This is a genomic window from Pseudacidovorax intermedius, from assembly GCF_001476815.1.
Classification (GTDB): domain Bacteria; phylum Pseudomonadota; class Gammaproteobacteria; order Burkholderiales; family Burkholderiaceae_C; genus Xenophilus; species Xenophilus intermedius_A.
The window spans coordinates 1-25,093 of sequence record NZ_LDSL01000071.1; the positions used below are offsets into that span (position 1 = coordinate 1).

Genomic DNA, 25,093 nt, shown 5'->3' on the forward strand with positions numbered 1-25,093 from the left:
CGCCGCGCAGGCGGTGCAGCTGCCGGTGGCCGTGTCGGCCAGCACCGTCCATGCGCTGGCCGGCCGGCTGGACTGGCGCCTGGCGCTGATGTGCGGCCTGCTGCTGATGGCCGGCAGCCTGCTGGGCCAGCGCGCCGCGCGGCGTTTGCCGATTGCGCAGCTGCAACGCGGCGTGGCCGTGTTGCTGCTGGCCACGGGCGGCTGGTTCGCGTTGCTGATCCTGAAGTGACACCTTCTCTTTGCGCCGCTCTGTGAGCGCGCCTTTCCGACCCCTTTCACCCATGCTGTCCGCTGACCACCTCCGTCCCACCGGCGATGCCCCGCTCCTGATCGCCCCCGGCCACCTGCTGCAGCAGGGCGGCATGAAGCAGGGCCTGGCCGTCGCGGTGCAGCACGGCCGCTTCACGCAGGTCGGCCCGGTCGACGAGGTGCGGGCCGCCCATCCCGGCCTGCCTGTGCACGAGGCCCCGAACCATCTGCTGATGCCGGGCCTGATCGACACCCACACGCACCTCACGCAGGCCTTCGGCAAGTCCCTGGCCTTCGGTGAGCCCTCGGAGATCTTCCGCCGCATCTGGGTGCCGATGGAAGGCGTGCTGGACGAACACGCCGCCTACCTGTCGGCCAAGCTGGCCGCGCTGGAGTCGCTGCGCGGCGGCTTCACGACCGTGGTCGACGCCGGCACCCGCTCCGAGGAGGGGCTGGCCGGCGTGGCGCGCGCGGCGCGCGAGGCGGGCATCCGCTGCGTGCTGGGCCTGATCTGCAACGACGCCGGCAACACCGAAGGCGAGGCCGGCGCGCGCCGCATCCTCGACCGCGCCGCGGGCTTCCTGGCCGCGCACGAGCACGACCCACTGGTGCATCCCTCGCTCGCCATCTCCATTCCCGAGGCCGCCACCGACCGCATGCTGCACGACGTGGCCGCGCTCGCGCGCGAGGCCGGCGCGCGCTTCCAGACGCACGTCAACGAGCACCTGGCCGCGGTCGAACGCTCGCTGGTCGCCCGCGGCCTGCGTCCGCTGGAGCTGCTGCATGCCGTCGGTGCCCTGAATGACAGCGCCCTGCTGGCCCATGCCACGCTGCTCACGCCGCGCGAGCTGGGCCTGCTGCGCGACAGCGGCGCCGCCGTGGCCTACAACCCCGTGGCCAGCGCCTGGAAGGGCAATGCCGTGCTCGACGCCGGCCTCCTGCAGATGCTGGGCGTGCCCTTCGGCCTGGGCACCGACGGCACGCGCGCCGACGCGCTGCGCCTGATGGACGCCGCCGAGATGGCCCAGCGCCTGACGCAGGGCATCGCCAAGGGCGACTCCTCCTGCGGCGGCGGCTGGACCTGGCTGGACCATGCCGCCCACGAAGGCGCACGCGCCGCCGGCCTGGGCGCCGTCACCGGCCGCATCGCGGCCGGCCATGCCGCCGACTTCCTGCTGCTGGACGTGGACGTGCCCGAGTTCGTGCCCAGCTGGGACCTGGGCTGGGAGCTGGTGCGCTTCGCCAACCGCGACCAGATCGATGCCGTCTTCGTGCAGGGCGCGCTGCGGCTGTGGCAGGGCTGGCCTGTGGACTGGGACGCCCGTGCGCTGATGCGCGAGGTGGCCGCCATCGCCCGCCGCGACGTGGCCCGTGCGCCCATCCAGCGGGTGCATGCGACCTCCGACGCGCACCGCGCGCAGGCCGAGGCCGAGCGCATGCGGGCATCCAGCAGCTTTTAGCCCCGCGGGCTAGGATCGGCGGCTGCCCAAAGAGGCTCCCCGAGACAACGCCAGCCCGCCGCATGACCGACCGCCAAGACCATCTCGACACCCGCGCCCTCCTGATCCTGGTCGCCTGCTGCGCGTTCTGGGGCCTGCAGCAGATCCTCATCAAGACCACCGTGGCCGAGGTGCCGCCCATGTGGCAGGCCACGCTGCGCATGACCGGCGCCACCGTGCTGCTGCTGCTGTGGTGCGCGGCACGCGGCGTGGCGCTGTTCCGGCGCGACGGCACGCTGCTGCCCGGGCTGCTGGCCGGCCTGCTGTTCGCGGGCGAGTTCATCTGCATCTACCTGGGCCTGCAGCTGACCACCGCTTCGCGCCTCACGGTCTTCCTCTACACCTCGCCCTTCTTCGTGGCGCTGCTGCTGCCGCGGCTGGTGCCGGCCGAGCGCCTGCGCCGGGTGCAGTGGATCGGGCTGACGCTGGCCTTCGCGGCCGTGGTGGTGGCCTTCAGCGAAAGCCTGGGCCATGCCCAGCCCGGGCAGCTGCGCGGCGACGCGCTGGCCCTGCTGGCCGGCCTGCTGTGGGGGCTGACCACGCTGGTGATCCGCAGCAGCCGCCTGGCCACCGCCAGTGCCGAGAAGACGCTGTTCTACCAGCTGGCCGTCACCGCCGCGGTGGTGCCGGTGGCGTCGCTGCTGCGCGGCGAGCCCTGGGGCTTCGGCTACTCGGCCTATGCGTGGTCATCCATCGCCGCCCAGACCTTCATCGGCGCCTTCGCCAGCTACCTGGCCTGGATGTGGCTGCTGCGGCACTACCCGGCCACGCGCCTGTCGCCCTTCACCTTCCTCACGCCGCTGTTCGCGCTGCTCTTCGGCGTGGTGCTGCTGAAGGAGCCGCTGACGGCGCAGCTGGTGGCGGCGCTGGCGGGCGTGTCGGTGGGCCTGGTGCTGCTCAACCGCCGGGGCTGAGCCAGACCGTGCAAATTGAAGAAAATTTCTTCAATTTGCACGGCTTTCCTAGAATCGGCTCATGATTCCCCGCGACATCGCACCCCTGGCACGCCAACTGGCGAGCCAGTATCCGGTGGTCACCCTCACTGGTCCGCGGCAGAGCGGCAAGACCACGCTGTGCCGCCATCTCTTCCAGGACAAGCCGTATGTCAGCCTGGAAGATCCGGACGTGCGCCGCTTCGCCGAGGAAGACCCGCGCGGCTTCCTGGCCGGCTTCGAAGGCGGTGCCATCCTGGACGAGATCCAGCGCGCGCCCGCACTGCCCTCGTATCTGCAGACGATGGTGGATGCCGATCCGCAACCCGGCCGCTTCATCCTCACCGGCAGCCATCAGTTCGAACTGATGGCGCAGGTCAGCCAGTCGCTCGCCGGACGGACGGCCGTGTTGCGCCTGCTGCCCCTGTCGCTGGCAGAGCTGGCACGCCACCATCCCTCGCAGGCGTTGGGCCCCACGCTGCTGTCCGGCTTCTATCCCCGGCTCCATGACCGGGGGCTCGACCCGTCCCAGGCACTGGGCGACTACTTCGCCACCTACGTCGAACGCGACCTGCGGCAGATGGCCGCCGTGCACGACCTTCAGCGCTTCGAGCGCTTCGTACGCCTGTGCGCAGGCCGCATCGGGCAGGTCGTCAACCTCAGCAGCCTGGGCAACGATGCCGGCGTCTCCCACGTCACGGCGCGTGCCTGGCTCGACCTTCTGCAGACCAGCTACATCGTCCATGTGCTGCCGCCCTGGTTCACCAACACCTCGAAACGGCTGATCAAGAGTCCCAAGCTCTATTTCCACGACGTCGGCCTGGCCTGCTGGCTGCTGGGCCTGCGCACGCCGGAGCAGGTGGCGCGCGATCCGCTGCTCGGCGCACTGTTCGAGAACATGGTGGTCATGGATGCGCTCAAGACACGCTTCAACCAGGGCGAGTCGGCCGAGATGTACTTCTTCCGCGATGCCACCGGCCACGAGGTCGATCTGCTGATTCCAGTCGGCCGGCGTTTCCGGGCCGTCGAGGTCAAGGCAGGCGCCACCGTCAACCCCGACTATTTCCGCGGCCTGCGGCTGTTCGCGCAGCAGTTTCCCGATGCCGTGGAAGCCGGCGTCGTCGTCTACGGCGGCCAGGCCGACCAGATCCGCAGCGACTGGCCCGTCTTCAGCTGGCAGCGGCTGCAGAACCCACCCGAATGAACACCTCCCCCGACTTCCAGGCCGTCCTCGACGACATCGTCCACACCCTCGGGCCCGAGGCCGGGCGCGAGGGCCAGGTGGCCCGCTACATCCCGGCACTCGCGCGGGTGGACGCGACGCGCTTCGGCATCGCGCTGCGCACCTGCGACGGCCGCGAAGCGGTAGCGGGCGACGGCGATGTGCCCTTCTCGATCCAGAGCATCTCCAAGCTCTTCTCGCTCACGCTGGCCATGCGCCACATGCCCGAGGCCGCGCTGTGGGCGCGCATCGGGCGGGAGCCCTCGGGCAACCCGTTCAACTCGCTGGTGCAGCTCGAAAGCGAGCAGGGCAAGCCGCGCAATCCCTTCATCAATGCCGGCGCCATCGCGGTGGCGGACCGCATCGTCGACCTGTACGGCGCCGATGCGCGGGGCACGCTGCGCGGCTTTCTCAGCCACCTGGCGGGCGAGCCGGTGGATTTCGACGAGGAGGTCGCCGCCTCCGAGGCCGCCAGCGGCCACCGCAACCTGGCACTGGCCCACTTCATGAAGAGCTTCGGCAAGCTGGACCATCCGGTGGCCGAGGTGCTGGACCTGTATTTCCACCAATGCGCGCTGGCCATGAGCTGCCGCCAACTGGCCCGGGCCGCGAGCTACCTGTCGCGCGACGGCGCCCATCCCGACCATGCGGACGAGCGGGTGGTCACCGAGCGCCAGACGCGCCGCATCAACGCGCTGATGCTCACCTGCGGCACCTACGACGCGGCGGGGGAATTCGCCTTCCGCATCGGCCTGCCCTGCAAGAGCGGCGTGGGCGGCGGCATCGTGGCCGTCGTGCCCGACCGGCTCACGCTGTGCGTGTGGTCGCCCGCGCTCGATGCCACGGGCAACTCGCACCTGGGCATGAAGGCGCTGGAGATGTTCGTGGCCCGCACGGGGCTGTCGGTGTTCTGACGATGAGAAGGAGCGAAGCATGAAGGTCGCAGTGATGGGCGCCGGCGCGGTCGGCTGCTACTACGGAGGCATGCTAGCGCGCGCCGGCCATGCGGTGGTGCTGATCGGCCGGCCGGCCCATGTGGAGGCGGTGCGCGCGCACGGCCTGCGCATGCAGACCACGCGCTTCGACGAACAGGTGCCGATGGAGGCCGCCACCGGCCCCGAGGCCGTGGCCGGCGCCGACCTGGTGCTGTTCTGCGTCAAGTCGCCCGACACCGAATCCGCCGGCGAACAGCTGCGCCCGCACCTGCCGCCCGGCGCGCTGGTATTGAGCCTGCAGAACGGCGTGGACAACGCCCAGCGGCTGCAGGCCGTGCTGCCGCAGCAGACGGTGGTGCCGGCCGTGGTCTACGTCGCCACCGAGATGGCAGGCCCCGGCCACCTGCGCCACCACGGCCGCGGCGAGCTGGTGATCGGCCCGTCGGCGCGCAGCACCGACGTCGCGCAGACGCTGGCCGCGGCCGGCGTGCCCACCGAGGTGTCGGCCCAGGCCATCGGCGCGCTGTGGGCCAAGCTGATCCTCAACTGCGCCTACAACGCGCTGTCCGCCATCACGCGCCAGCCCTACGGCGTGCTCTACCCGGCGCCGGGCATCCAGCCCACGCTGCGGGCCATCGCCGACGAATGCCTGGCCGTGGCCCGGGCCGACGGCGTGCAGGTGCCGGGCGACCTGTATGCGGCGGTGGATGCCATCGCCGCCACCATGCCGGCGCAGTTCTCCTCCACCGCGCAGGACCTGATGCGCGGCAAGCCCACCGAGATCGACCACATCAACGGCTACGTGGTGCGCCGCGGCGACGCGCTCGGCGTGCCGGTGCCGCTGAACCGCCTGCTGCACAGCCTGGTGAAGCTGCTCGAAGCCCCGCCGGCGGCGCGATCGACCGAGAGCTCTGGCCGCTGACGGCCCTGCCGGTGATGGGCGACGTGGTGGCCAGCGCGCTGGCCACCGCGCGGGAGTGGACGCTGCTGAACATCGGCTCGCTGCTGCCGCTGGGCCTGATCGCGGCGGCGCTGCTGTGGCTGGGCCTGCGTCAGCCCGGGGGCAGGGCGGCGAACCAGTCGCGGTAGGGCGTGTTGCGGGCCATGCGGCGGTTGAAGTCCGGCGCGCCATCGGTCCACCACACAAGGCCGCGCTCGCCCAGGGCGCGCTTGGCCTGGTCGACCTGCTCGCGCGCGGCCCGGCGCTCTTCGTCGGAGCGGCGGCCGCGCAGGGCGCGGCGGGCCTCCATCAGCTGCCGCACCAGCGCCTCGCGCTGCGCAGGCGGCAGCTGCGGGTTGGCCTTGCGCCACAGCCGGCCGCGCACGACGAAGTAGCGGCCGTCCGGCGTGGTGGGATGGCCGGCCGTGGCTGCCTCGGCGTGTGCCGACGGTGCCGGGCGGCCCAGCCGGATCGGGCCGCGCGGTGCGACGTCGGGCGACAGGGCCCGGCCACGCTGGCGGATTTCCAGCAGGCCCTGCCCGGCCATGTCGATGGCCACGGCCCGCACCCGGGGCATGAGTGGCCGCCAGTCGTCGGCAGACAGGGCGCGGGCCACCTCCGAGGGACACACCGTCGCATCCGCGGCGCGGCGCTCCAGCAGATCGGCGATCAGGTGGCGGATGGCGGCGTCGTCGGTCGGGCGCATGACAGGATCGTGTGCCGGATCGATGCATGCGGCACGTCGGCGCGGTCCCGGACATGATGCGCGCCTGCATCGCCTGCGCCGGTCGGCGGCGAAGCGGGCGCCGTCACGGCGCCGCGGCGGCGCCCGCCGGGGGTGCCAGATCGAGCGTCTTCCAGGCCGCCATGACCTCGACCTGCCGGCGCAGCCAGTCCTCGGGCGCCACGCTGGTGCCCCAGTGGTGCAGGCGGCTGACGCCCTCGCCCAGGTTCCAGAGGTGGCGCAGCTGGATGAAGAGGGGCAGGGCCGCCCGGTCCGCGTCGCCGACCACGCCACCCGCGGCCCGGTAGCCCGCCAGGTAGTGCGCCCAGCGCTCGCGCAGCACGTCGTCGGCCTCGCGCAGGCCCTTGCGGACCAGGTAGGACCAGGGCATCACGGCCAGGTCGTAGGCCAGGAAGCCCGGCCCGGCGTCGTCGAAGTCGAAGAGCACCGCCCGCTTGCCGCCCGCCTCGTCGGCCACCACGTGGTTGTTGAAGCCGTGGGTGTCGCCGTGGCACAGCACGCGGGTGAGCCCAGGCTGGGCGGCGGCCAGTTGGTCCAGCAGGGCGCCGATCAGCGATTCGTAGCTGGCGAGCACGCCGGCATCGAGGCCCGGATAGGCCTTCAGGTACGCGAGCGTCCGGCCGGCCAGGCCATGGCCGTCGAGGGCGTAGAGGCTGGGCGGCCCCGCATAGTCGCGCGCGGCGGCATGCATGCAGGCCAGCGCCTCGCCCGTGGCGGCGAACTCGTCCAGGGCGTCCGGCACGGCGCCGTCGGCATGGCGGAAGAGCACGAGGGCGCGCCGGCCTTCGGGGCACTGCAGGGCCACGTGCGTGCCACCGGCCGCGGTCGCGACCGGCGCGGCCACGCCGACGCCGCGGCGCTGCAGGTGCGCCAGCAGGGCCGTCTCGAATTCGATGTTGAACGGCCCGCGCGGGCGGATGGTGTAGAGCCGCGCCACATGGCGCGCGCCGCCCTGCACGCGCAGCGCGTAGTTGTCGTTGAGTCCGCGGCGGATCAGCACGCAGTGCTCGACGGCCAGCCCGTAGTGCCGCCGCACCCACGCCGCCACGGACGCCGCGGCGACGGTGGTGTGGGCGGGGACGAGTTCGGGATCGCAGGGGCCAGCAGACGTCATGAAGCGCTTTCGTCGATTCCCGCGCCGCCGGACGCTGAAGGGCACCGAGGGTGGCGCGGGGGGCGGAGTCTACGTGGGCCAGGCTGCGGCCAAGCCAAAACCGCCGCTCCGTTCGTTGCCAACGAACGACGCTGCCGCACCCAGCGAACGCCAAGGTTTCGGGTGCCGCGTGCAAGCAGGCGCCACTTTCCCCTCCACTGTCGAAGGAACGACCTCTCATGACCAACCTCCAGACCATCCAGGCCCTGTACGCGGGCTTCGCCACGGGCGACATGCCCGCCATCCTGGCCAACATGGCGCCCGACATCGCATGGACCGAGGCCGAGGGCTATCCCTACGCCGGCACCTTCCACGGCCCGCAGGCCATCGTGGACGGCGTGTTCATCAAGCTCGCCACCGAGTGGGACGGCTACCAGGCCGTGCCGGAGCGCTACGTGAGCGAGGGCGACGACGTCGTCGCCCTGGGCCACTACAGCGGCACCTACAAGGCCACGGGCAACTCCTTCCGCGCGCCCTTCGTGCATGCCTGGACGGTGCAGGGCGGCAGGATCGTGCGCTTCGTGCAGTACGTGGACACGGTGCTGGTGCAGCGCGCGCTGCAGCAAGGCTGAGCGCCTGGCCAGTGCCTCAGAACTGCCAGTGCACGCGTTCGGCCGCCTGGTAGCGGCAGAAGTTGCCGGTCCGGATGCTCCGGGCCAGATGCGCGCCGAGGGCGGGGTGCACCGCCTCGATCTCGGCGATGGCCGCGCGCAGCGTGCGCGTGACGTTCACCCGCATGCGCTCGTTGGCCGAGCCGGTGCGCCGCACGCGCCCGCCCAGGCCGACGCTGCGGGCCAGCTCCTGCGACAGGAAGGCATGCTCCCGGCGCACCTCGTCGCGCCGCTCGTCGTCGAGCACCTCGGCGGGCAGGGCCAGGGCCTCGTCCAGCAGGCGCAGGCGCTTGCGGTACTGGGCCACGGCGCGGGCGTCAAGCGCCGGGTCGCCGCGGCCGATCTCGCGCGGCGCGTCGTCGGCGGCGGCCGCGAGTTCCGCCGCCGCCATCTCCTCGCCCGGCACCTGCAGCAGGTGCCGCATCTGGCGCAGGCCCTTGCTGTCCGGCAGCATGGCCTGGGCCTCGTCCAGGCCGACGCACCACACGGGGCCCTGCCGCCGGAACACGCCCTGGCGGCGGGAGGGGCCGGCCAGCCTGGCGAGCACCTCGGCGGCGACGGTGGCGGCGGCGCCGTCCTGCAGCGCCTCGGCGCTGGCCAGCGCTTCCCTGGCCAGGGCGCGTGCGTCGTCGGGCTCGGCACCGGCCGCCACGCGCACGCGGGCACAGTCCGCCAGCAGGCGCGCCAGCGAGCCATGCACGTCGCCGAGCCGCATCAGCCCGACCTGCCGGCACAGTTGCAGGGCCTCGTCGAACAGGGGCAGGGCCTCGGCCGCACGGCCCTGGCGTTCGAGCACGCCCGCCAGGCTCTGGCAGCCGATCATGCGCACCACCAGGCTGTTGCCGCGCTGCGAGGCGATGACCTCCTCGTAGCGCAGCGCGGCCTGCGGCAGGTCGCCCGCGCATTCGTGGCCGAAGCCCACGTTCCAGGCCGCGAAGCCGCGGCCCCAGCGGTCCTGCGGATGGCGCGCGATGAGCGCCGCGCCCTCCGACGCCCGGGCCAGTCCGGCCTGCGGTGCACCGGCCATGTTGTCGCACTCGCCGCGCAGGCACAGCAGGTAGCCGCGCAGCAGGTCGGCGCCGTCCTCCTGCAGCGGCGCGAGCAGCGCCAGCCCCTGGTCCAGCTCGGCCGCAGCCACGGCCCAGTCGCCCGTGTCGTGCGCGCCGAGGAAGCCCAGGCCGAATTGCGCGGCCGCCCGCAGCATGGGCGGTGCGTCTTCGGCTTGACCCAGGGCGGCCCGCACCCAGCCCAGGCCCTCGCGGTGCCGGCCGGCGGTCCACCAGAAGGTGGTGAGGGCGGTGGCCAGTTCCAGCGCCTGCACGCCGCGCCCACTGTCCAGCAGGGTGCGCAGCGTGGCATGCAGGTTGTCCACCTCAGCCTGCAGCCGGGGCAGCCACCGGTCTTCGGGCACGAAGTCGACCGCGCGGGCGCCCAGCGCCAGGGCGGCGAAGTGCGCCGCATGGGCCTGGCGCACGATGTCCCAGTCGCCCGCCTCCCGCGCCAGCGCGGTGGCGAACAGTCGGACGGTGTTCAGCAGCCGGTAGCGCCCGGACGGCAGGTCGAACTGCACCAGCGAGTGCTCGACCAGCTCGCGCAGCGCCAGCAGGATGCCGTCCGGCGCCAGTGCCCCGTTCGCGCAGACGGGTGCGACGGCCTCCACCGCGAAGCTCGCGGGAAAGGCGGCCAGGCGCCGCAGCAGCGATTGCGCCGCCGGCGACAGCAGCTGGTGGCTCCACTGCATGGTGTCGGCCAGCGTGGCATGCCGCGCGGGCAGGGCACCGCGGCGCTGCAGCAATGCCAGGCCCTGCGCGAGCTGGGCCGCGAGGTCGGGCGCGGGCAGCACCGCGGCCCAGCCGGCGGCCAGCTCGATGGCCAGCGGCAGGCCGTCCACCGCGCGGCAGATGGCCTGGATGGCCGACGACGACGGTCCCTCCGGCATGAAACCCGGCACGCGCTGCAGGGCACGGGCGATGAAGAGGTCGAAGGCGTCGGCCTCGGCCAGGGGCGCCAGGCGCAGGTGCGCCTCGCCGGCGATGCCCAGGGGGCTGCGGCTGGTGGCGACGACCGTGACCTCGCGGGTGCCGTCCAGCAGCGCCTGGACCAGGGCGGCCACGGTGTCGGCCACATGCTCGCAGTTGTCCAGTACCAGGCGCAGGGGCGTGTCGTGCAGCCACTGCACCATGGCGTCCACATACGGCTGGCCACCCGTGCGCGGCATGCCTATCGCGGCCGCCACGGCGCCGTGCACGGCGGCGGCGTCGTCCAGGCCATCCAGGCGGACGAGGGCCGTGGACCCGGAATGTGCGTCACCGCCCGCGTCCAGCCACTCCAGCACCAGCCGTGTCTTGCCCACGCCGCCCGGCCCGGACACGGTGACGAGGGGCGCGCTCAGGGCCAGCGCGTCCAGCGCCTGAAGCGACTCGGCGCGGCCGACGAAAACGCCGCGGGTCAGCGCCATGGGGCACCGCCGGCCGGGAGCGGGGCGCGTTCGCGCGCCCCCCCGAAACTTCTCATGTCGCAACTCCATCGCTTCAACGCGGTTCATCATAGGACGGCACCTTGTCAGGGCCGATGACCTCCATGCCCCACTATCTGTTCGCCAGCACGCCGCTCTACGGCCATGTGGCGCCCCTGATCGCGGCTGGCCGCCACCTGGCCGCGGCGGGACATGCGGTCACGATGCTCACGGGGTCGCGCTTCGAGGCGAACGTGCGCGGCGCCGGCCTCGGCTTCGCGCCGCTGCCGGGGCGGGCCGACTTCGACGAGCGCGAACTCGAAAGTTATCTGCCCGACCGCGCCCGCTACCGCGGGGTGGCGCTGTCGCAGTACCAGATCCAGAACACCTTCATCCATCCCATCCCGGACCAGTGGCGGGCATTGCGCGGCCTGCTCGACGGCGGGCGCTTCGATGCCGTCGCCACGGACCATCTCTTCGCCGGCGCGGTGCCGCTGCTGGTGCGCCCGCGCGGCCAGCGGCCGCCCGTGTTCGCCTTCGGCATCGGACCGGTGGCGCAACTGACGCGCGATGCGCCGCCCGCCGGCATGGCGATGCAGCCCTTGTGGGGCGTGGCGGGACGGCTGCGCAACCGCGCGCTGAACCTGCTGGCCACCCGCCTCGTCTTCCGCGACACGCAACAGCTGGCGCGCCGGCTCGTGCACGAGGCCTCGGGTGCGCCGCTGCCCGCCGGCTTTCCGTTCATCCTGGACCTGTCCCGCCTGTTCGACCGGCTGCTCCAGCTGGGTCCGCGCGAGTTCGAATACCCCCTGACGGACTTCGCGCCGGGCCTGCGCTTCGTCGGCCCGCTCGACACCAGCGCCGCCGCGTCCACCCGGCCGCTTCCGCCCTGGTGGGACGCGCTCGACGACGGCCGGCCCATCGTCCACGTCACCCAGGGCACGCTGGACAACCGCGATTTCTCCTCGCTGGTACAGCCCGCGCTGCACGGCCTGGCCGGCTTCGACGGGCATGTGGTCGTGAGCACCGGTGGCGCGCCGGTCGATGCGCTGGGCCCGCTGCCGGCCAACGCGCGGGCGGCCGAGTTCCTGCCCTACGACCGGCTGCTGCCGCGCCTGAGCGCCCTGGTCACCAACGGCGGCTACGGCACGACGCTGCTCGCCCTGCGCCATGGTGTGCCGCTCGTGGTCGCGCCGGGCGCGGAGGACAAGCCCGAGGTCGCGGCCCGCGTGCAGTACTTCGGCGTCGGCATCAACCTGCGCACGGCACGGCCGGCGCCGGTACGCGTCGCCGAGGCGGTGCGCGCCGTGGTGGGCGACTCGCCCTATCGCCGCCGCGCCCGGGCGCTGGGCGACGCCATCGGGCGCTACCGGCCGCTGGAAGACATCCGCCGCGAGTTCGAGGTCGCAGCAGCCCTGGCTCAGACAGGCCCGGCTTGAACGGCGGTCAACGGACGGGGAGGCTCGTCCCGGCCGGAGACGCTTCGGCCGCCGGCCCCACGTACACCGACTGCGGCCGGATCAGCCGCCCGCGCTGCACCTGCTCGCGCGCGTGCGCCACCCAGCCGCCCACGCGCCCGGCGGCGAACACGGCGGTGAAGGCCTCGCGCGGCAGGCCCACGGCTTCGAGCAGCAAGGCGGTGTAGAACTCGACGTTGGTCTCCAGCACACGGCCGGGCTTGCGCGCCTGCAGCGAGGCCAGGGCGGCGCGCTCCACGGCCTCGGCCAGTGCGACGCGGCCGGCTTCGACGCCGCCGACCCTGGCGAGTTCGCGCAGCGCCTTCTTGAGCGCATCGGCGCGCGGATCGCGCACGCGGTAGATGCGGTGGCCGAAGCCCATCAGCCGTTCGCCGCGGTCCAGTGCCGCCTCCAGCCAGCGCGCAGCCGCATCGGCACTGCCGATGGCATCGAGCATGTCCAGCACCGGCCCGGGCGCGCCGCCGTGCAGCGGGCCCTTGAGCGCGCTCAGGCCTGCGAGCACGGCCGAGGCCAGGCCCGCGCCCGTGGACGCGACCACGCGCGCCGCGAAGGTGGAGGCGTTGAGGCCATGGTCGGCGACCGTGACCAGGTAGGCATCGAGTGCCGCGGCCTGGGCCTGCGTCGCCGGCCGGCCTGAAACCATCCGCAGGAAGTCCGCGGCGTGCGGTGCCGCCGCATCGGGCATGACCGGCGCCTCGCCCGCCTTCCCGCGCAGCACGGCCGCCGTGAAGACCACGGGCGCGGCCACCAGGCGCAGGGCCGTGGGCAGGTCGTCGCCGTCGGGCAGGCGGGCGAGCAGGGCGCGCATGGCCTCCACCGGCGGCAGGTCCGCCAGCACGTCGCGGTCGTCCGCGCGCAGCAGGGTGGCGACCTCGGCGCGTGCGCGGCCCAGCGCCTGGGCCAGGTCGGACGCCGCCGGCAGCGGCGCGAAGAAGTCCTGCCAGAGCAGCGCGAGCACGTCCTCGTAGCGCCAGCGGCCGGCGATGTCCTCCACCGCATGACCGCGCAGCACCAGCCGGCCGGCGGCGCCGTCCACCTCGGAGAGCACCGTGTGGGCAGCCACCACGCCTTCGAGCCCGTTGTCGTCCTTGTCCATCATGTCGCCGCCTTTGCCGTGTCGTTGGGATGAAAGGCATTGTGGAAACCGCACAATGTTGACGTCAATCTTGATTCATTCCATCAACATGACCGCTGCCGACACGCTGCCGCTGTGGCTGCCCGCCGCCGATGCCCTGGCCTTGCTGAAGGTGCGTCCGCAGACGCTCTATGCCAACGTGAGCCGGGGCCGCATCCGCACGCGGCCCGATGCGGCCGACCCGCGGCGCAGCCTCTACCACCGCGACGACGTGCAGCGCCTGGCCGCGCGCCGCCAGGGCCGCCGCAGCGATGCGGTGCTGGCCGGCGAGGCCATCCAGTGGGGCGAGCCGGTGCTGGCCTCGGCGATCTCGACGGTCATGGCCGGACGGCTCTACTACCGGGGACAGGACGCATGCGCACTTGCCGACGCAGGCACGCTGGAGCAGGTGTCGGCCCTGCTGTGGGACGGGCCAGCCATGCCCTTCGCCGCGCCGGCGCCGCCCGTCCCTGCTTCATCCACCGCCCCGCTCGCGGGTGCGATGACCGCGCTGGCCTTGCGCGCGGCGGCCGATCCGCCGTCGCGTGGCCGGGGTCGGCCCGCGCTGCTGCAGGAGGCCGCGGGGCTGATGGGCCTGCTGGCCGATGCCCTTGCCGGGCCTGCCCGCGGTGCGCTGCTGCACGAACGTCTGGCCGCCGCCTGGCGCCGGCCGAAGGCGGCGGACACGATCCGGCGCGCGCTGGTGCTGCTGGCCGACCACGAACTCAACGCGTCCACCTTCGCAGCACGCGTCACAGCCTCCACCGGCGCCTCGCTGGCTGCCAGCGTGCTGGGCGGACTCGCTGCATTGAGCGGCCCGCTGCACGGCGGCGCCGCGCGGGCCACGCTGGGCCTGGTCCGCGCGGCCGAGCGCGAGGGCGTGGACGCCGCGATGCACGAATGGCTGTCGCTGGGCCGGCGGCTGCCCGCCTTCGGCCACCCGCTCTATCCGCAGGGCGATGTGCGATGCGACGCCCTGCTCGCCCACCTCGACCTGCCGGCGCCCTATGCCGCGCTGCGCGAGGCCGGCGAGCGGCTGATGGGCGAGAAAGCCAACGTGGACTTCGCACTCGCCGCCCTCAGCACCGCGCACCGGCTGCCGGCGCATGCGCCGCTGGTGCTGTTCGCCCTGGCGCGTGCGGTGGGCTGGATCGCCCATGCGCTGGAGCAGCAGGCCACGGGCACGCTCATCCGGCCGCGTGCGCGCTACACCGGACCGGCGCCGGGCGCCAGGGCCGTCCGCTGACCACAAGCCTCGACGGAGGACGACGGCCGAGTGGCCGCAGCGCCGGCCGGGCCTGGGCATGCGAAGCGCTGGCCCTGGCCTGTCCCGAGTCGAAGCGCCGGGCCTCGGCAGGGCGCGCAGCGCCCTCCAACGGGGAGAGGGCCGCGAAGCGCCATGGGCCTGCGGCGCCTTTCACGCCACCTGGCCCGCCATCTCCATCAGCATCTCCACCACCCGCCGCACCGGCCCGCCCGCGGGTTCCTGCGTGCGGTGGCCGATGACCAGCTGCCGCACCAGCCGCGGGCTGAGCGGCAGCACCCGCACGCGCGAGCCGGCCGGCTCTTCATGGCTGGCCCGCAGCGGCAGCAGCGCGGCGCCGTAGCCGGCCTCCACCAGGCCGCGCATGGCGACGTCGTAGTTGTGCTCGATGCGCGCGCGCGGCGAGAAGCCGGCGCGGCCGAACCATTCGAGCGTGAGCATCTGCATGCGGGTGCCCGGCTCGTTCATGATGAGCGGCCGTTGCGCCAGCCAGGCCGGCGTGGCCCGTTTGGGCAGCCCGGGCCAGGCGGCCGGCACCAGCGCCCGCATCTCGTGCCGCAGCCAGGGCGTGAAGCGCACGCCGGGCAGCGCCGGCTGGGGCAGGGCGACCACCGCCAGATCCACCGTGCCGGCCACGAGGCCGGTGGCCGAGTCCGCCGAGCCCACGAACACCGGCGACAGCTCGATGCCCGGGTAGCGCGCGGCCAAGGCCTCGAACACCGGCGGCAGCAGGTCCACCACCACGCTGGTGGTGGAGACGCCGATGCGCACCCGGCCCTCCAGCCCGGCATGGCGGCGGCGGGCGGCGTCCATGGCCTCGTCGGCATCGCGCAGCAGGCGGCGGCCGCGATCCACCAGTTCGGCCCCGGCGGGCGTGGACTGCACGTGGCGCGGCGAGCGCAGCAGCAGCGGCACGCCCAGCCGCGACTCGAGTTCGCTCACGTGCAGGCTGACGGTGGGCTGGGCCAGGTGCAGGGCCTGGGCGGCGGCCGAGAAGCTGCCCAGATCGGCGATGGCGACCAGGGTGCGGACCTGGTCGAGGTTGAGTTGGCGCATCAGGCATTCTGATCGCTGCGCTCAGAACTCTCAACTTCTCCAATGTTGCGCCGCAGCGCATGATCGCGGCTCCTTTCACCACCTCGTGCCAGAAACACACGCCAGGAGCCGACCATGAACACCCTCGTGCTGCAGCCCGTTCCCGCCCGCCAGAGCGCCGTCGCCGCCCCGGTGCGCCGCGCCACCGTGCCGGACGCCGCGCCGCGCGAGGTGCAGGCCCTGGCCGCCCGGCCCGGCGCCGTGGCCAGGCTGCGCGCGGCCGCCGGCCAATGGCGGCAGCGCCGCCGGCAGGCCCGCCGGCTGCGGGAAGAAGGCGCCCTGCTGATGGCGCTGGGCCAGCACCAGCTCAACGATCTGGGCGTGGGCTGGTGCGAACTGGGCGGCCACCTGCGCGGCGGCACCCAAGACTGAGCATTCGCCTCGGCGCTCAGGCGCCGCGCGGCTGCGCCCAGCCGGCCACGATGCGGGCCGCGTCGGCGATGACGGCCTCGTCCGCCGGGGCATCGGGCTGGGGCCGCGTCGTGTAGACCGCCAGCACCAGCGGCGCCGCGCCCGGGCGCCACACCACGCCCACGTCGCTGGCCGATCCGTGGCGGCCGGTGCCCGTCTTGTCGCCCACCGTCCACAGGGCCGGCATGCCGGCGCGGATGCGCCGCGCGCCGGTGGTGTTGCCACGCAGCCAGTCGGCCAGCTGCCCGCGCTGCGGCGGCGGCAGGCCGTCGCCGAGCACCAGGCGCTGCAGCAGGCGCGCCATGGCCTCGGGCGTGGTGGTGTCGCGCTCGTCGCCGGGCTCGGCGGTGTTCAGCGCGGGCTCGATGCGGTCGAGCCGGAACACCGTGTCGCCCTGGCTGCGGGCGAAGGCCGTCACCGCCTGCGGGCCACCGCTGCGCGCCATCAACAGGTTGGCGGCGCCGTTGTCGCTGTACTGCACGGTGGCGGCGCACAGGGCGGCGACGGTCATGCCCTCGCCCACGTGGCGCTCGGTGATGGGCGAATAGGGCACCAGTTCGGCCCGCGTGTAGCGCACGCGCTCGGCCAGCCAGCCCGGCTGCCGCACGCTGCGCCCGAGCATGGCCGCGGCCAGCACGGCCTTGAAGCTACTGCACATCGGAAAGCGCTGTGCGGCGCGGTGGCCGAGCGTGGCGCCCGTGCCGGTGTCGAGCGCGAACACGCCCAGCGCGCCGTCGAAGCCTGCATCCAGCGCCTGCAGGGCGGCCTCGGCCTCGGCCTCACGCCGTGCGGGCGCCGCCGTCGCGGCGCAGCCGGCCGTGGCCAGCGCGAAGGGCGCGGCGGCCAGGCCGGCCAGCAGGCGCCGGCGCGGGGCATCGACCATGGCGCGGCCGGTGGACTGGGAAGAGGAAGCGGTCATGAAGGGTCTCCGGATGAAGGCCCGGCATCGCCGCGCGGCCCACAATGCGGGCTGCGGATGCGGCGGCCGGGCGTTGGATGAACGACGGTCGGGTGTCGCGACGAGCCGCATCGTAGAAAGCGCCGCCCCGCCGGCCAAGGTCCGGCGCCATGCCGCCGCGCACCGCTGTCACGGCTGTCACATCGCCTGCCTTTTCCACGCCCGTCATGCCCCTGCCCACGCTCGCCGTCGAACTCACCACGCCCCAGTCGGTGGACGGCCGTGCCGCGCCCTACCAGTCGCTGTGGCTGCTGGTGCGGCTGCACCAGGCGCAGCGCCGCGGCGAGGTGGTGGCGCTGGACGCGCTGCGCGGCCCGGTGTCCTCGGCACGCACACTGCGCATGGTGGTCAGCCGCGCCTTCCGCGACTTCAAGGCCTGGGGTGTGCGGGTGGGCTGGGGTGCGGACACGGCGCGCGACCCGCGCTTCCTCAATGCCGAAGGCCGCAGCCAGGGCCCCTTCTGGCTGCCACCGGCCGAGGCGCGCCGCCTGCGGCTGCAGGTGGACGGCCGCAGCGCCACGGCCGCGGAGGTGAATGCCTTCCTGGGCCTGCCCGCGGCGCCGCGGCCCGCCGCCGGCACCACCGCGTCGGCGCCAGCCGATGCCGTGCAGCTGCAGGACGCCCGTTTCTGGCACCAGCTGGCCGCGGCCCAGCAGGCCATGCGCCAGGGCCGCTGGGCGTCGCCGGTGCAGGGCCGGCCCGAGGCGCAGGCCCCCGCCAGCGCCCTCACGGCCATGCGGCAGGCCGCGGCCCTGGCGCAGGACGACTACCAGCGCGCCCTGGTCACGCTGCACGAGGCCCTGCTCTGGCGCCGCCTGGGCGACGATGCCCAGGCCCGCAAGCGGCTGGCCGCGCTGCAGCGCCAGCGCCTGGCGCGGCAGGTGGCCAGCCACGACTACCTGGGCGCCATGGCGGCCATCGTGGCCGCCTGGTGCAGCTACACGGCGCGCGACCTGCCGCAGGCCCAGGCGCAGCTGGCCGCCATGGCGCGCGACGCGCAGCAGGCGCCGCTGCTGCGCCACCATCCGCAGGTGCGCTTCGAATGGAACAACCTGTGGGCGCTGGCCTGCCGCTCGCGGGCGCTGGGCGGCGCCGCGCACGACGCCGCGGGCGCCGCGCCGCTGGCGGAAGAGGCCATGCGGCATTTCGGCCGCGCCCTGGCCGCGGCCTTCGAATCCCATGCCTTCGACGCCGCCCAGCACGTGGCGGCCAACATGGGCATGGCCGTGTGGCTGTTCGACCGCGTGGGACTGGGCGTGGCCGCCGCCGGCCATGCGCGGGGCGACGCGGCGCTGCGCCATGCGGTGCAGTGGATCGCCTTCAGCGAATGGCTGAGCGGCCTTGCCGACGTGCAGGGCCGCTCGGCGTGGAACGCGATCTACCTCATGCGCATGGCGCGCGGCGACTGCCAGCCCGCGCGCGGCCTGCCGCTGGCCGAGTTCGCGGCCCTGCGGCCGCACACGCCGCGCGCCCTGGCCGAGGCCGCCGGCGGCAGCGCGCCCGGCTTCGAATGGCGCGCCGGCCGCGAGGGCTGGGCCGCCATGGCCGGCCAGCGCCTGGCGGAGCACGACGGCGGCCAGCACCGCTATCCCGGCCTGCAGCTGGCGGGCCTGCTGCTGGAGCAGGCCTGGTACGCCGCGCACGCCCGCGACCTGCGCAGCGCCGCCGGTGCCCTGGCCCGGCTGCGCAGCGTGCTGCCGCAACTGGTGGCGAGCGACCGGGCCTACTTCGTCGAGGTGTGGGCCGACGCGCTGCCGGCGGAACTGCTGGCCCTGGAGCCGCCGCCGCGCCGCCCGGTCCGCCACGCCCGCGCCGCGTGACGGCGCCCGGCCGGCGGGGCGTCGTGGGCCCCGTCCTTCCGCCCACCGCGGTGCTTCCCCCGTCCCGCCCGTCACGCGCACCGCGTAGCATCGTCCGATGACCTCCTCGCCCCTGCTCTACGCCCTGCTGATCCTCCTGCACGTGCTGGCCGCCGCCTTCTGGGTGGGCGGCATGGCCACGCTGCACCTGGCCGTGCGGCCCGTGGCGGCCGCCTTGCTGCCGCCACCCCAGCGCCTGCCGCTGATGGCGGGCGTGCTGCGCCGCTTCCTCATCGGCGTGGACGCCGCCCTCACCCTGCTGTGGGTGAGCGGCTTCGCCATGCTGGGGCAGATGGGCGGCTTCGCCGGCGCCCACTGGCGGGTGCATGCCATGGTCGGCCTGGCGACGCTGATGACGGCCATCTACCTCACGATCCGCGCCGGCGCCTTCCCCAAGCTGCGCCGCGCGGTGGCGGCGCACGACTGGCCCGAGGCCGGCGCGGCGCTCGCGCGCATCCGCGTGCGGGTGTCCTTCAACCTGGTGCTGGGCGTGCTGGTCTTCGTGGTGGTGCTGCTGGGCCGCGCCGCGTGAGGCGGCGTCTGGCGGCCCTCGCATCGCTTCCGGCCGCGGGCACGCTGCGCGGCATCGTCGCCATGCTGGCGGCCTGCGCCGCCTTCAGCGTGGTGGACGCCATGCTCAAGGTGCTGGGCGGCCACTTCTCGCCAGCGCAGGTGGTGGCGCTGCGGGGCTGGAGCTCGCTGCCGATGATCGCGCTGTACATCCTGTGGCGGCGCGAGGGCGGCCAGGTGTTCCACCGCGGCATGCGCTGGCGGCTGCACCTGATGCGCGGCGTGCTCAGCGTGCTGATGCTGGTGCTGTTCACCCTGGGGCTGCGCACCATGGGCCTGGGCGAGGCCTACACGCTGAGCTTCGTCGCGCCGCTGCTCATCACGCTGCTGGCCGTGCCGCTGCTGGGCGAGCGGGTGCAGCCGCGCCACTGGGTGGCGATCGCGGTCGGCTTCGGCGGCGTGGTGGTGGCGCTGCGGCCGGACGGCGAGGCCTTCCTCACCAGCGGCGCCCTGGCGGTGCTGGCCGCGGCGCTGTGCTATGCGCTGAGCAACGTGCTGGGCCGGCTGGCCAGCCGCACCGAGCCCAGCAGCGCGCTGGTGTTCTGGACCACGGTGAGCCTGGCGGTGGGCGGCGGCGCGCTGGCATGGCCGGTGTGGCTGCCGGTCTCCGCCGCGCACCTGCCGGCCATCGCCGCGCTGGCCGTGGCCGGCTTCCTGGCGCAACTGGCGATCTCCGAGGCCTTCCGCCACGGCCAGGCCGCGGCGGTGGCGCCCTTCGAATACAGCGCCCTGGCCTGGGGGCTGCTGCTGGACTGGCTGATCTGGCGCGGCACGCCCGATGCGTGGACGCTGACGGGCAGCGCGATCATCATCGCGAGCGGGCTGTACCTGGTGCGGCGGGAGGCGCCGCGGGCTGCGGCCTGAAGGCCTGAAGGCCTGAAGGCCTGAAGGGCTGAAGGGCTGAAGGGCTGAAGGGCTGAAGGGCTGAAGGGCTGAAGGGCTGAAGGGCTGAAGGGCCGAGCGTCAGGGGCCGAAGGACTGAGGCGCCGAGCACCGGGCGCGTTCGGCCGCCGTGCCTGCACGCAGCACACGTTGCCGAACGGGCCGGCCCCGCTACTCAGCTGCCCGCTTCGAGCACCTTGCGCACCAGGTCCACCTGGCGCTGGCAGCCGGTCTTCTCCAGCAGCATCGCGACCTGCTTGCGCACCGTGTGGATCGAGGTGCCCTGGGCCTCGGCATGCTGCCGGGGCGTCTGGCCGGACGCGAGCGCGCGCAGCACCCGGGCCTCGGCAGGCGTGATGCCGACGAAGCGGGCACACAGGGCTTCCTCGTCCGGCACGCGGACCTGGGTGGGCCGCATGCGCATCAGCACCAGGAAGCGGTCGGCGATGGACAGGCTGCGCGGCGCGCGCACCAGTTCCAGCAGGCCGCCGCGGTGGCCCGGGGTGGCCGGCAGGCGCAGCTGCACCGGCCCCCGGTCCAGCCCCACGCAGGCGATGGCGTCGGCCAGCGCCTGCCGCAGCGCCGCGTCGTCCAGCCACAGGCGCCGGCCCCGCAGCAGCAGCGGCAACTCGCCCTGGGCCAGCCAGTGCGCGGCCAGCGGCGAGGCCTGCACCACGTAGCCGCCCACGTCCACCAGGCACAGCGCCTCGCCGAAGCGCTCGAAGGCCGCGGCGGACTGCACCAGCCATTCAGCGCTGGCGGCGTTGCGCATGTGCAGTGCCGCCTGGAAGGCATCGGTGTAGCGGCGCACGCGCTCGCCTTCGAGCCGCTCGCGCAGCCGGTGGTCGACCGAGGCCCGCTGGAAGCTCAGGCACATGCGCGGGCCGATGCCGGCACTGAGCTTGAGCGCATGGATCTGCAGCATGCGGTGGTCGCGCATGAATTCGGTGTAGTAGGGCGAGCGCGCGGCCTGGGGGTCCTGCAGCGAGTCCTGCGTGTCCAGCCAGTGGCCCGGCGGCGCGGCCAGGGCCTGGGGCAGGGCGATGTCCATGGCGTAGTAGTGCTCCAGGTAGTCGCGCTCGGCGGCGGGATCGATCTGGAATTTCTCCATGCCCACGACCTCGTCGTCGGAGAAGACCATCAGCGACGCGCTCTCGCCGCCGATCAGGGCGAGGGCGGTGCCCAGGACCTCCGTCCAGGGCGGCGTCTCCTCGCCCAGCAGGCGGACGGCATCCAGCGCACGGGACAGGACGGGGTCTGTGGCACCCAGGTTCATGAACGGTTTCTTCCTCGCGCGCACCTGCGCGCGAGTGATTGATCCACGCCCGCCGGGGCCGGGTCAATCCACCGTTATGAGGATGCCGCCGGCAGTGCGGCAGCGAGGACGGTCGGGGCACCCGGGTCGCGCGAATCGGCCGGGGCCGGCCGTTCACACCGGCTCAGACGACCGCGTCCGCCTTGAGCCGCGCGATGTCCCCGGCCGAAAAGCCCAGCTCCGCCAGCACCTCGTCCGTGTGCTGCCCCAGCGCAGGGGGCGCACGCCGCAGCACCGGCGGCGTGGCCGTCAGCCGAAGCGGGCTGGCCACGCCGGTGATGGCCGCGATGCCGTCGCCCGCATCGCGCGGCAGGGTCACGGCCAGGCCGCGCGAGCGCACCTGCGCGTCGCCGAAGGCCTGGCCGATGTCGTTGATGGGGCCACAGGGCACGGCCTTGTCTTCGAGCAGCGTCACCCACTGGGCGGTGGTGCGGGTGCGCGTGACGGCCTCCATCAGCGCGATCAACTCGGCCCGGTGCTTCACGCGCAGCGTGTTGCTGGCGAAGCGTTCGTCGGCTGCCCATTCGGCATGGCCGGCCGCCTCGCAGAAGCGGGCGAACTGGCCGTTGTTGCCGATGGCCAGCAGCATGGAGCCGTCCTGCGTCGCGATGTCCTGGTAGGGCGCGAGGCTGGGGTGCGTGTTGCCCTGGCGCTGCGGCGGATGGCCGGTGTTGAGGAAAGCGGTGGCCTGGTTGGCCAGGATGGCCATGGACACGTCCAGCAGCGCCATGTCGATGTGCTGGCCCTCGCCGCTGGCCTCACGCGCGCGCAGCGCGGCCAGGATGGCGGTGGAGGCATAGCAGCCGGTGAACAGGTCGATCAGCGCCACGCCCACGCGCAGCGGGCCGCCGCCGGGCTCGGCATCGGGCCGGCCGGTGATGCTCATCATGCCGCTCATGGCCTGGATCATCAGGTCGTAGCCGGCGCGCTCGGCATAGGGGCCGTCGTGGCCGAAGCCGGTCACGCTGCAGTACACCAGCCGCGGGTTGAGGGCGCGCAGGCTGGCGTAGTCCAGCCCGTACTGCGCCAGGCCGCCGGTCTTGAAGTTCTCGACCACCACGTCGGCCTCGGCCGCCATGCGGCGCAGGATCCGCTGGCCCTCGGGCGAGGCCATGTCCACCGTCATGCTGCGCTTGTTGCGGTTGCAGGCGGTGAAGTAGGTGGACTGCGTGGTGTCCTGGCCCTCGGCGTCCTTCAGGAAGGGCGGGCCCCAGCCGCGGGTGTCGTCGCCCACGCCGGGCCGCTCGATCTTGACCACGTCCGCCCCCAGGTCCGCCAGGATCTGGGTGCACCAGGGGCCCGCGAGCACGCGGGACAGGTCGAGGACCTTGATGCCGTCGAGCGCGGCTGGATGAGAAGGATCGGTCATGGGCATCGAAGCGTGCGAGGAATGTATTGGCCAAGGCAAGCGCAGCGAAGCCCGTTCGCGGGCACCCGCGGAACCGGCTTTGCCGGGCCGCCGGGTGCGCCCCCTTCGCGCAGCAGAAGGGGGGTGGCGGAGCGCGAAGCGCGCAGCCTGGGGGTTGTCGTGATCAGCTGAATGCTGCGATGCCGGTGATGGCGCGGCCGAGGATGAGCGCGTGCACGTCGTGCGTGCCCTCGTAGGTGTTGACCACCTCCAGGTTCACCAGGTGGCGCGCCACGCCGAACTCGTCGCTGATGCCGTTGCCGCCCATCATGTCGCGCGCCAGGCGGGCGATGTCCAGCGACTTGCCGCAGTTGTTGCGCTTCATGATCGAGGTGATCTCGACCGCGGCGATGCCCTCGTCCTTCATGCGGCCCAGGCGCAGGCTGCCCTGCAGGCCCAGCGTGATCTCGGTCTGCATGTCGGCCAGCTTCTTCTGGATCAGCTGGTTGGCGGCCAGCGGGCGGCCGAACTGCTTGCGGTCCAGCACGTACTGGCGGGCGCGGTGGAAGCAGTCCTCGGCGGCGCCGATGGCGCCCCAGCTGATGCCGTAGCGCGCGCTGTTGAGGCAGGTGAATGGGCCCTTGAGGCCCTGCACTTCGGGGAAGGCGTTTTCTTCGGGCACGAAGACGTCGTCCATGACGATCTCGCCGGTGATGGAAGCGCGCAGGCCCACCTTGCCGTGGATGGCCGGGGCCGACAGGCCCTTCATGCCCTTCTCGAGCACGAAGCCGCGGATCGGGCCGACGGCGCCGCCTTCGCTCACTTCCTTCGCCCAGACGACGAAGACGTCGGCCACCGGCGAGTTGGTGATCCACATCTTGTTGCCCTTGAGGCGGTAGCCGCCGTCGGTCTTGTAGGCGCGGGTGGCCATGCTGCCGGGGTCGGAGCCGTGGTCGGGCTCGGTCAGGCCGAAGCAGCCGATGAACTCGCCGCTGGCCAGCTTGGGCAGGTACTTCTGCTTCTGCGCCTCGGTGCCGAATTCGTAGATGGGCACCATCACCAGCGAGGACTGCACGCTGGCCATGGAGCGGTAGCCGGAATCGACGCGCTCCACTTCGCGTGCGATCAGGCCGTAGCAGACGTAGTTGAGGCCGGGGCCGCCGTACTGCTCGGGGATGGTGGGGCCCAGCAGGCCCAGCTCGCCCATCTCGCGGAAGATCGACAGGTCGGTCTTCTCGCCGCGGAACATCTCGAGCACGCGCGGCGCCAGCTTGTCCTGGCAGTAGGCGTTGGCGGCCTCGCGCACGGCGCGTTCGTCGTCGGTCAGTTGCTGGTCGAGGAGGAAGGGGTCGTCCCAGTGGAAGGCGGCTTTGGTGGCCATGGTGTGCGGTCTCCGTGCGCGTGAGCGGCTGCAGGTTGCGGGGGAATGCGAGGCATCGTACGCCCGGCGTCGGCGGCGGCGCAAACGAGAATTCGGCACCCAGACATGCAGGCTTGGCATATCTGCAGACAATATCCTTCGCCGTTGCCGATGGGCAAGGCGGCGATCAACTATGTAGCGAAGGCATACCTTCCACGCTTTTCGGACCATGCGACGCAAGATCCCCTCCACCCAGGCGCTGGCCTGCTTCGAGGCCGCGGCCCGGCACGAAAGCTACACCCGCGCCGCCGAAGAGCTGGCCCTGACGCAGAGCGCCGTCTCGCGCCAGATCGGGGCGCTGGAGGCCTTCATGGGCCTGGCGCTGTTCCGCCGCACGCGCCACGGCGTGCAGCTCACGGCGGCCGGTGCCGACTATGCGCGGCAGATCCGCCGCCAGCTCGACGCCATGGAGCGCGACACGCTGGACGCCATGGCCCGCCAGGGCGCGGGCGGTTCGCTGCAGCTGGCGGCGGTGCCCACGCTGGCCACGCGCTGGCTGATCCCCCGGCTGCCGCTGCTGGCCCAGGCGCATCCGGACATCACGGTCCACATCGAGACCCAGACGCGGCCCTTCCTGTTCAACGACACGCCCTTCGACGCCGCGCTCTACACCGGCACGCCGCAGCAGGCCGCGACCT

Annotated in this window: 24 protein-coding genes; 15 read left to right on the forward strand and 9 right to left on the reverse strand. The window is 73.4% G+C overall.

Features of this window, described 5'->3' with window-relative positions:
* The 7 genes from NS331_RS12330 to NS331_RS26680 form a co-directional block, all read left to right on the forward strand.
* The coding region (locus tag NS331_RS12330; protein ID WP_153012832.1) for a TSUP family transporter at nucleotides 1-229 on the forward strand (229 nt) is incomplete at its 5' end.
* A 52-nt stretch (nucleotides 230-281) separates the two neighbouring features.
* The gene (locus tag NS331_RS12335) at nucleotides 282-1,709 is read left to right on the forward strand and encodes an amidohydrolase family protein (protein ID WP_058642289.1); all 1,428 of its coding nucleotides are present in this window, start codon (nucleotides 282-284) and stop codon (nucleotides 1,707-1,709) included.
* A 62-nt stretch (nucleotides 1,710-1,771) separates the two neighbouring features.
* The gene (locus NS331_RS12340; protein WP_058642290.1) at nucleotides 1,772-2,662 is read left to right on the forward strand and encodes a DMT family transporter; all 891 of its coding nucleotides are present in this window, start codon (nucleotides 1,772-1,774) and stop codon (nucleotides 2,660-2,662) included.
* A 61-nt stretch (nucleotides 2,663-2,723) separates the two neighbouring features.
* Nucleotides 2,724-3,884, forward strand: coding sequence for an ATP-binding protein (locus NS331_RS12345; RefSeq protein ID WP_058642291.1), 1,161 nt, complete (start codon nucleotides 2,724-2,726; stop codon nucleotides 3,882-3,884).
* Entirely contained in the window at nucleotides 3,881-4,816 is a 936-nt protein-coding gene (locus NS331_RS12350; protein ID WP_058642292.1) for a glutaminase, read from the forward strand. Before NS331_RS12345 ends, NS331_RS12350 begins: the two co-directional genes overlap by 4 nt.
* Nucleotides 4,817-4,835: 19 nt before the next feature.
* Nucleotides 4,836-5,759, forward strand: a complete 924-nt coding sequence (locus tag NS331_RS12355) for a ketopantoate reductase family protein (protein ID WP_058642293.1) — start codon at nucleotides 4,836-4,838, stop codon at nucleotides 5,757-5,759.
* A gap of 11 nt (nucleotides 5,760-5,770) precedes the next feature.
* The gene (locus NS331_RS26680) at nucleotides 5,771-5,926 is read left to right on the forward strand and encodes a hypothetical protein (protein ID WP_193758096.1); all 156 of its coding nucleotides are present in this window, start codon (nucleotides 5,771-5,773) and stop codon (nucleotides 5,924-5,926) included.
* Here NS331_RS26680 and NS331_RS27135 read toward each other — a convergent pair.
* Complete coding sequence (locus NS331_RS27135) at nucleotides 5,890-6,483, reverse strand: DUF3253 domain-containing protein (RefSeq protein ID WP_193758097.1); 594 nt, start codon at nucleotides 6,481-6,483, stop codon at nucleotides 5,890-5,892. The genes NS331_RS26680 and NS331_RS27135 overlap by 37 nt on opposite strands.
* A gap of 103 nt (nucleotides 6,484-6,586) precedes the next feature.
* Nucleotides 6,587-7,636: a phosphotransferase enzyme family protein gene (locus NS331_RS12365; RefSeq protein ID WP_058642294.1), complete on the reverse strand. Its 1,050-nt coding sequence runs from the start codon at nucleotides 7,634-7,636 to the stop codon at nucleotides 6,587-6,589.
* Between the two features lie 218 nt (nucleotides 7,637-7,854).
* Here NS331_RS12365 and NS331_RS12370 point away from each other — a divergent pair, with 218 nt between their 5' ends.
* A complete protein-coding gene (locus NS331_RS12370; RefSeq protein WP_058642295.1) occupies nucleotides 7,855-8,247 on the forward strand; it encodes a nuclear transport factor 2 family protein in 393 nt (130 codons plus the stop codon).
* A 16-nt stretch (nucleotides 8,248-8,263) separates the two neighbouring features.
* Here the strand turns inward: NS331_RS12370 and NS331_RS26690 are convergent, their stop codons facing one another.
* Nucleotides 8,264-10,744, reverse strand: a complete 2,481-nt coding sequence (locus tag NS331_RS26690; RefSeq protein ID WP_058642296.1) for an ATP-binding protein — start codon at nucleotides 10,742-10,744, stop codon at nucleotides 8,264-8,266.
* A 122-nt stretch (nucleotides 10,745-10,866) separates the two neighbouring features.
* Here NS331_RS26690 and NS331_RS12380 point away from each other — a divergent pair, with 122 nt between their 5' ends.
* Nucleotides 10,867-12,180 carry a glycosyltransferase gene (locus NS331_RS12380; protein ID WP_058642302.1) on the forward strand — a complete coding sequence of 438 codons (1,314 nt, stop codon included), beginning with the start codon at nucleotides 10,867-10,869 and terminating at the stop codon, nucleotides 12,178-12,180.
* Nucleotides 12,181-12,187: 7 nt separating this feature from the next.
* Here the strand turns inward: NS331_RS12380 and NS331_RS12385 are convergent, their stop codons facing one another.
* The gene (locus NS331_RS12385) at nucleotides 12,188-13,318 is read right to left on the reverse strand and encodes a citrate synthase/methylcitrate synthase (protein ID WP_242873730.1); all 1,131 of its coding nucleotides are present in this window, start codon (nucleotides 13,316-13,318) and stop codon (nucleotides 12,188-12,190) included.
* Between the two features lie 85 nt (nucleotides 13,319-13,403).
* Between NS331_RS12385 and NS331_RS12390 the strand changes: the two genes are divergently transcribed.
* On the forward strand, nucleotides 13,404-14,579 hold the full coding sequence (locus NS331_RS12390) for a citrate synthase (RefSeq protein WP_058642304.1): 1,176 nt from the start codon (nucleotides 13,404-13,406) through the stop codon (nucleotides 14,577-14,579).
* 171 nt (nucleotides 14,580-14,750) lie between these two features.
* Here NS331_RS12390 and NS331_RS12395 read toward each other — a convergent pair whose 3' ends face one another.
* Nucleotides 14,751-15,653, reverse strand: coding sequence for a LysR family transcriptional regulator (locus NS331_RS12395; RefSeq protein ID WP_058642297.1), 903 nt, complete (start codon nucleotides 15,651-15,653; stop codon nucleotides 14,751-14,753).
* Between the two features lie 114 nt (nucleotides 15,654-15,767).
* Between NS331_RS12395 and NS331_RS12400 the strand changes: the two genes are divergently transcribed.
* On the forward strand, nucleotides 15,768-16,064 hold the full coding sequence (locus tag NS331_RS12400) for a hypothetical protein (protein WP_058642298.1): 297 nt from the start codon (nucleotides 15,768-15,770) through the stop codon (nucleotides 16,062-16,064).
* A gap of 16 nt (nucleotides 16,065-16,080) precedes the next feature.
* On the opposite strand, the gene bla is transcribed toward NS331_RS12400, so the two are convergent.
* Nucleotides 16,081-16,986 carry a class A beta-lactamase gene (gene bla, locus NS331_RS12405; RefSeq protein WP_058642305.1) on the reverse strand — a complete coding sequence of 302 codons (906 nt, stop codon included), beginning with the start codon at nucleotides 16,984-16,986 and terminating at the stop codon, nucleotides 16,081-16,083.
* A gap of 242 nt (nucleotides 16,987-17,228) precedes the next feature.
* Between bla and NS331_RS12410 the strand changes: the two genes are divergently transcribed.
* The 3 genes from NS331_RS12410 to NS331_RS12420 all read left to right on the forward strand — a co-directional run bounded on the left by NS331_RS12410 (nucleotide 17,229) and on the right by NS331_RS12420 (nucleotide 20,354).
* Complete coding sequence (locus NS331_RS12410; protein ID WP_058642299.1) at nucleotides 17,229-18,881, forward strand: hypothetical protein; 1,653 nt, start codon at nucleotides 17,229-17,231, stop codon at nucleotides 18,879-18,881.
* Nucleotides 18,882-18,978: 97 nt separating this feature from the next.
* Nucleotides 18,979-19,452 (forward strand): CopD family protein, encoded by a 474-nt coding sequence (locus NS331_RS12415; protein WP_242873731.1) that lies wholly within the window; start codon nucleotides 18,979-18,981, stop codon nucleotides 19,450-19,452.
* On the forward strand, nucleotides 19,449-20,354 hold the full coding sequence (locus tag NS331_RS12420; protein ID WP_275936460.1) for a DMT family transporter: 906 nt from the start codon (nucleotides 19,449-19,451) through the stop codon (nucleotides 20,352-20,354). Before NS331_RS12415 ends, NS331_RS12420 begins: the two co-directional genes overlap by 4 nt.
* 193 nt (nucleotides 20,355-20,547) lie before the next feature.
* On the opposite strand, the gene NS331_RS12425 is transcribed toward NS331_RS12420, so the two are convergent.
* From NS331_RS12425 to NS331_RS12435, 3 genes are all read right to left on the reverse strand, one after another.
* The gene (locus tag NS331_RS12425; RefSeq protein WP_058642300.1) at nucleotides 20,548-21,648 is read right to left on the reverse strand and encodes a helix-turn-helix transcriptional regulator; all 1,101 of its coding nucleotides are present in this window, start codon (nucleotides 21,646-21,648) and stop codon (nucleotides 20,548-20,550) included.
* A gap of 163 nt (nucleotides 21,649-21,811) precedes the next feature.
* Entirely contained in the window at nucleotides 21,812-23,056 is a 1,245-nt protein-coding gene (locus tag NS331_RS12430) for a CaiB/BaiF CoA transferase family protein (protein WP_058642308.1), read from the reverse strand.
* A 163-nt stretch (nucleotides 23,057-23,219) separates the two neighbouring features.
* Nucleotides 23,220-24,416 carry an acyl-CoA dehydrogenase gene (locus NS331_RS12435; RefSeq protein ID WP_017758300.1) on the reverse strand — a complete coding sequence of 399 codons (1,197 nt, stop codon included), beginning with the start codon at nucleotides 24,414-24,416 and terminating at the stop codon, nucleotides 23,220-23,222.
* 208 nt (nucleotides 24,417-24,624) lie between these two features.
* On the opposite strand from NS331_RS12435, the gene NS331_RS12440 reads away from it, so the two are divergent.
* Nucleotides 24,625-25,093: LysR family transcriptional regulator (locus NS331_RS12440; protein WP_153012835.1), on the forward strand; the 469-nt coding region annotated here is incomplete at its 3' end.

Excerpts from the sequence above, each read along its gene's own strand:
- NS331_RS12370 (WP_058642295.1), top strand. The coding sequence starts at position 7,855 with ATGACCAACCTCCAGACCATCCAGGCCCTGTACGCGGGCTTCGCCACG.
- NS331_RS12415 (WP_242873731.1), top strand. The coding sequence starts at position 18,979 with ATGACCTCCTCGCCCCTGCTCTACGCCCTGCTGATCCTCCTGCACGTG.
- NS331_RS12425 (WP_058642300.1), bottom strand. The coding sequence starts at position 21,648 with ATGAACCTGGGTGCCACAGACCCCGTCCTGTCCCGTGCGCTGGATGCC.
- NS331_RS12435 (WP_017758300.1), bottom strand. The coding sequence starts at position 24,416 with ATGGCCACCAAAGCCGCCTTCCACTGGGACGACCCCTTCCTCCTCGAC.
- bla (WP_058642305.1), bottom strand. The coding sequence starts at position 16,986 with ATGGTCGATGCCCCGCGCCGGCGCCTGCTGGCCGGCCTGGCCGCCGCG.
- NS331_RS12395 (WP_058642297.1), bottom strand. The coding sequence starts at position 15,653 with ATGCGCCAACTCAACCTCGACCAGGTCCGCACCCTGGTCGCCATCGCC.
- NS331_RS12355 (WP_058642293.1), top strand. The coding sequence starts at position 4,836 with ATGAAGGTCGCAGTGATGGGCGCCGGCGCGGTCGGCTGCTACTACGGA.
- NS331_RS12335 (WP_058642289.1), top strand. The coding sequence starts at position 282 with ATGCTGTCCGCTGACCACCTCCGTCCCACCGGCGATGCCCCGCTCCTG.
- NS331_RS12385 (WP_242873730.1), bottom strand. The coding sequence starts at position 13,318 with ATGATGGACAAGGACGACAACGGGCTCGAAGGCGTGGTGGCTGCCCAC.
- NS331_RS26690 (WP_058642296.1), bottom strand. The coding sequence starts at position 10,744 with ATGGCGCTGACCCGCGGCGTTTTCGTCGGCCGCGCCGAGTCGCTTCAG.
- NS331_RS27135 (WP_193758097.1), bottom strand. The coding sequence starts at position 6,483 with ATGCGCCCGACCGACGACGCCGCCATCCGCCACCTGATCGCCGATCTG.
- NS331_RS12350 (WP_058642292.1), top strand. The coding sequence starts at position 3,881 with ATGAACACCTCCCCCGACTTCCAGGCCGTCCTCGACGACATCGTCCAC.
- NS331_RS12400 (WP_058642298.1), top strand. The coding sequence starts at position 15,768 with ATGAACACCCTCGTGCTGCAGCCCGTTCCCGCCCGCCAGAGCGCCGTC.
- NS331_RS12340 (WP_058642290.1), top strand. The coding sequence starts at position 1,772 with ATGACCGACCGCCAAGACCATCTCGACACCCGCGCCCTCCTGATCCTG.
- NS331_RS12365 (WP_058642294.1), bottom strand. The coding sequence starts at position 7,636 with ATGACGTCTGCTGGCCCCTGCGATCCCGAACTCGTCCCCGCCCACACC.
- NS331_RS12345 (WP_058642291.1), top strand. The coding sequence starts at position 2,724 with ATGATTCCCCGCGACATCGCACCCCTGGCACGCCAACTGGCGAGCCAG.
- NS331_RS12430 (WP_058642308.1), bottom strand. The coding sequence starts at position 23,056 with ATGACCGATCCTTCTCATCCAGCCGCGCTCGACGGCATCAAGGTCCTC.
- NS331_RS12410 (WP_058642299.1), top strand. The coding sequence starts at position 17,229 with ATGCCCCTGCCCACGCTCGCCGTCGAACTCACCACGCCCCAGTCGGTG.
- NS331_RS12390 (WP_058642304.1), top strand. The coding sequence starts at position 13,404 with ATGACCGCTGCCGACACGCTGCCGCTGTGGCTGCCCGCCGCCGATGCC.
- NS331_RS12380 (WP_058642302.1), top strand. The coding sequence starts at position 10,867 with ATGCCCCACTATCTGTTCGCCAGCACGCCGCTCTACGGCCATGTGGCG.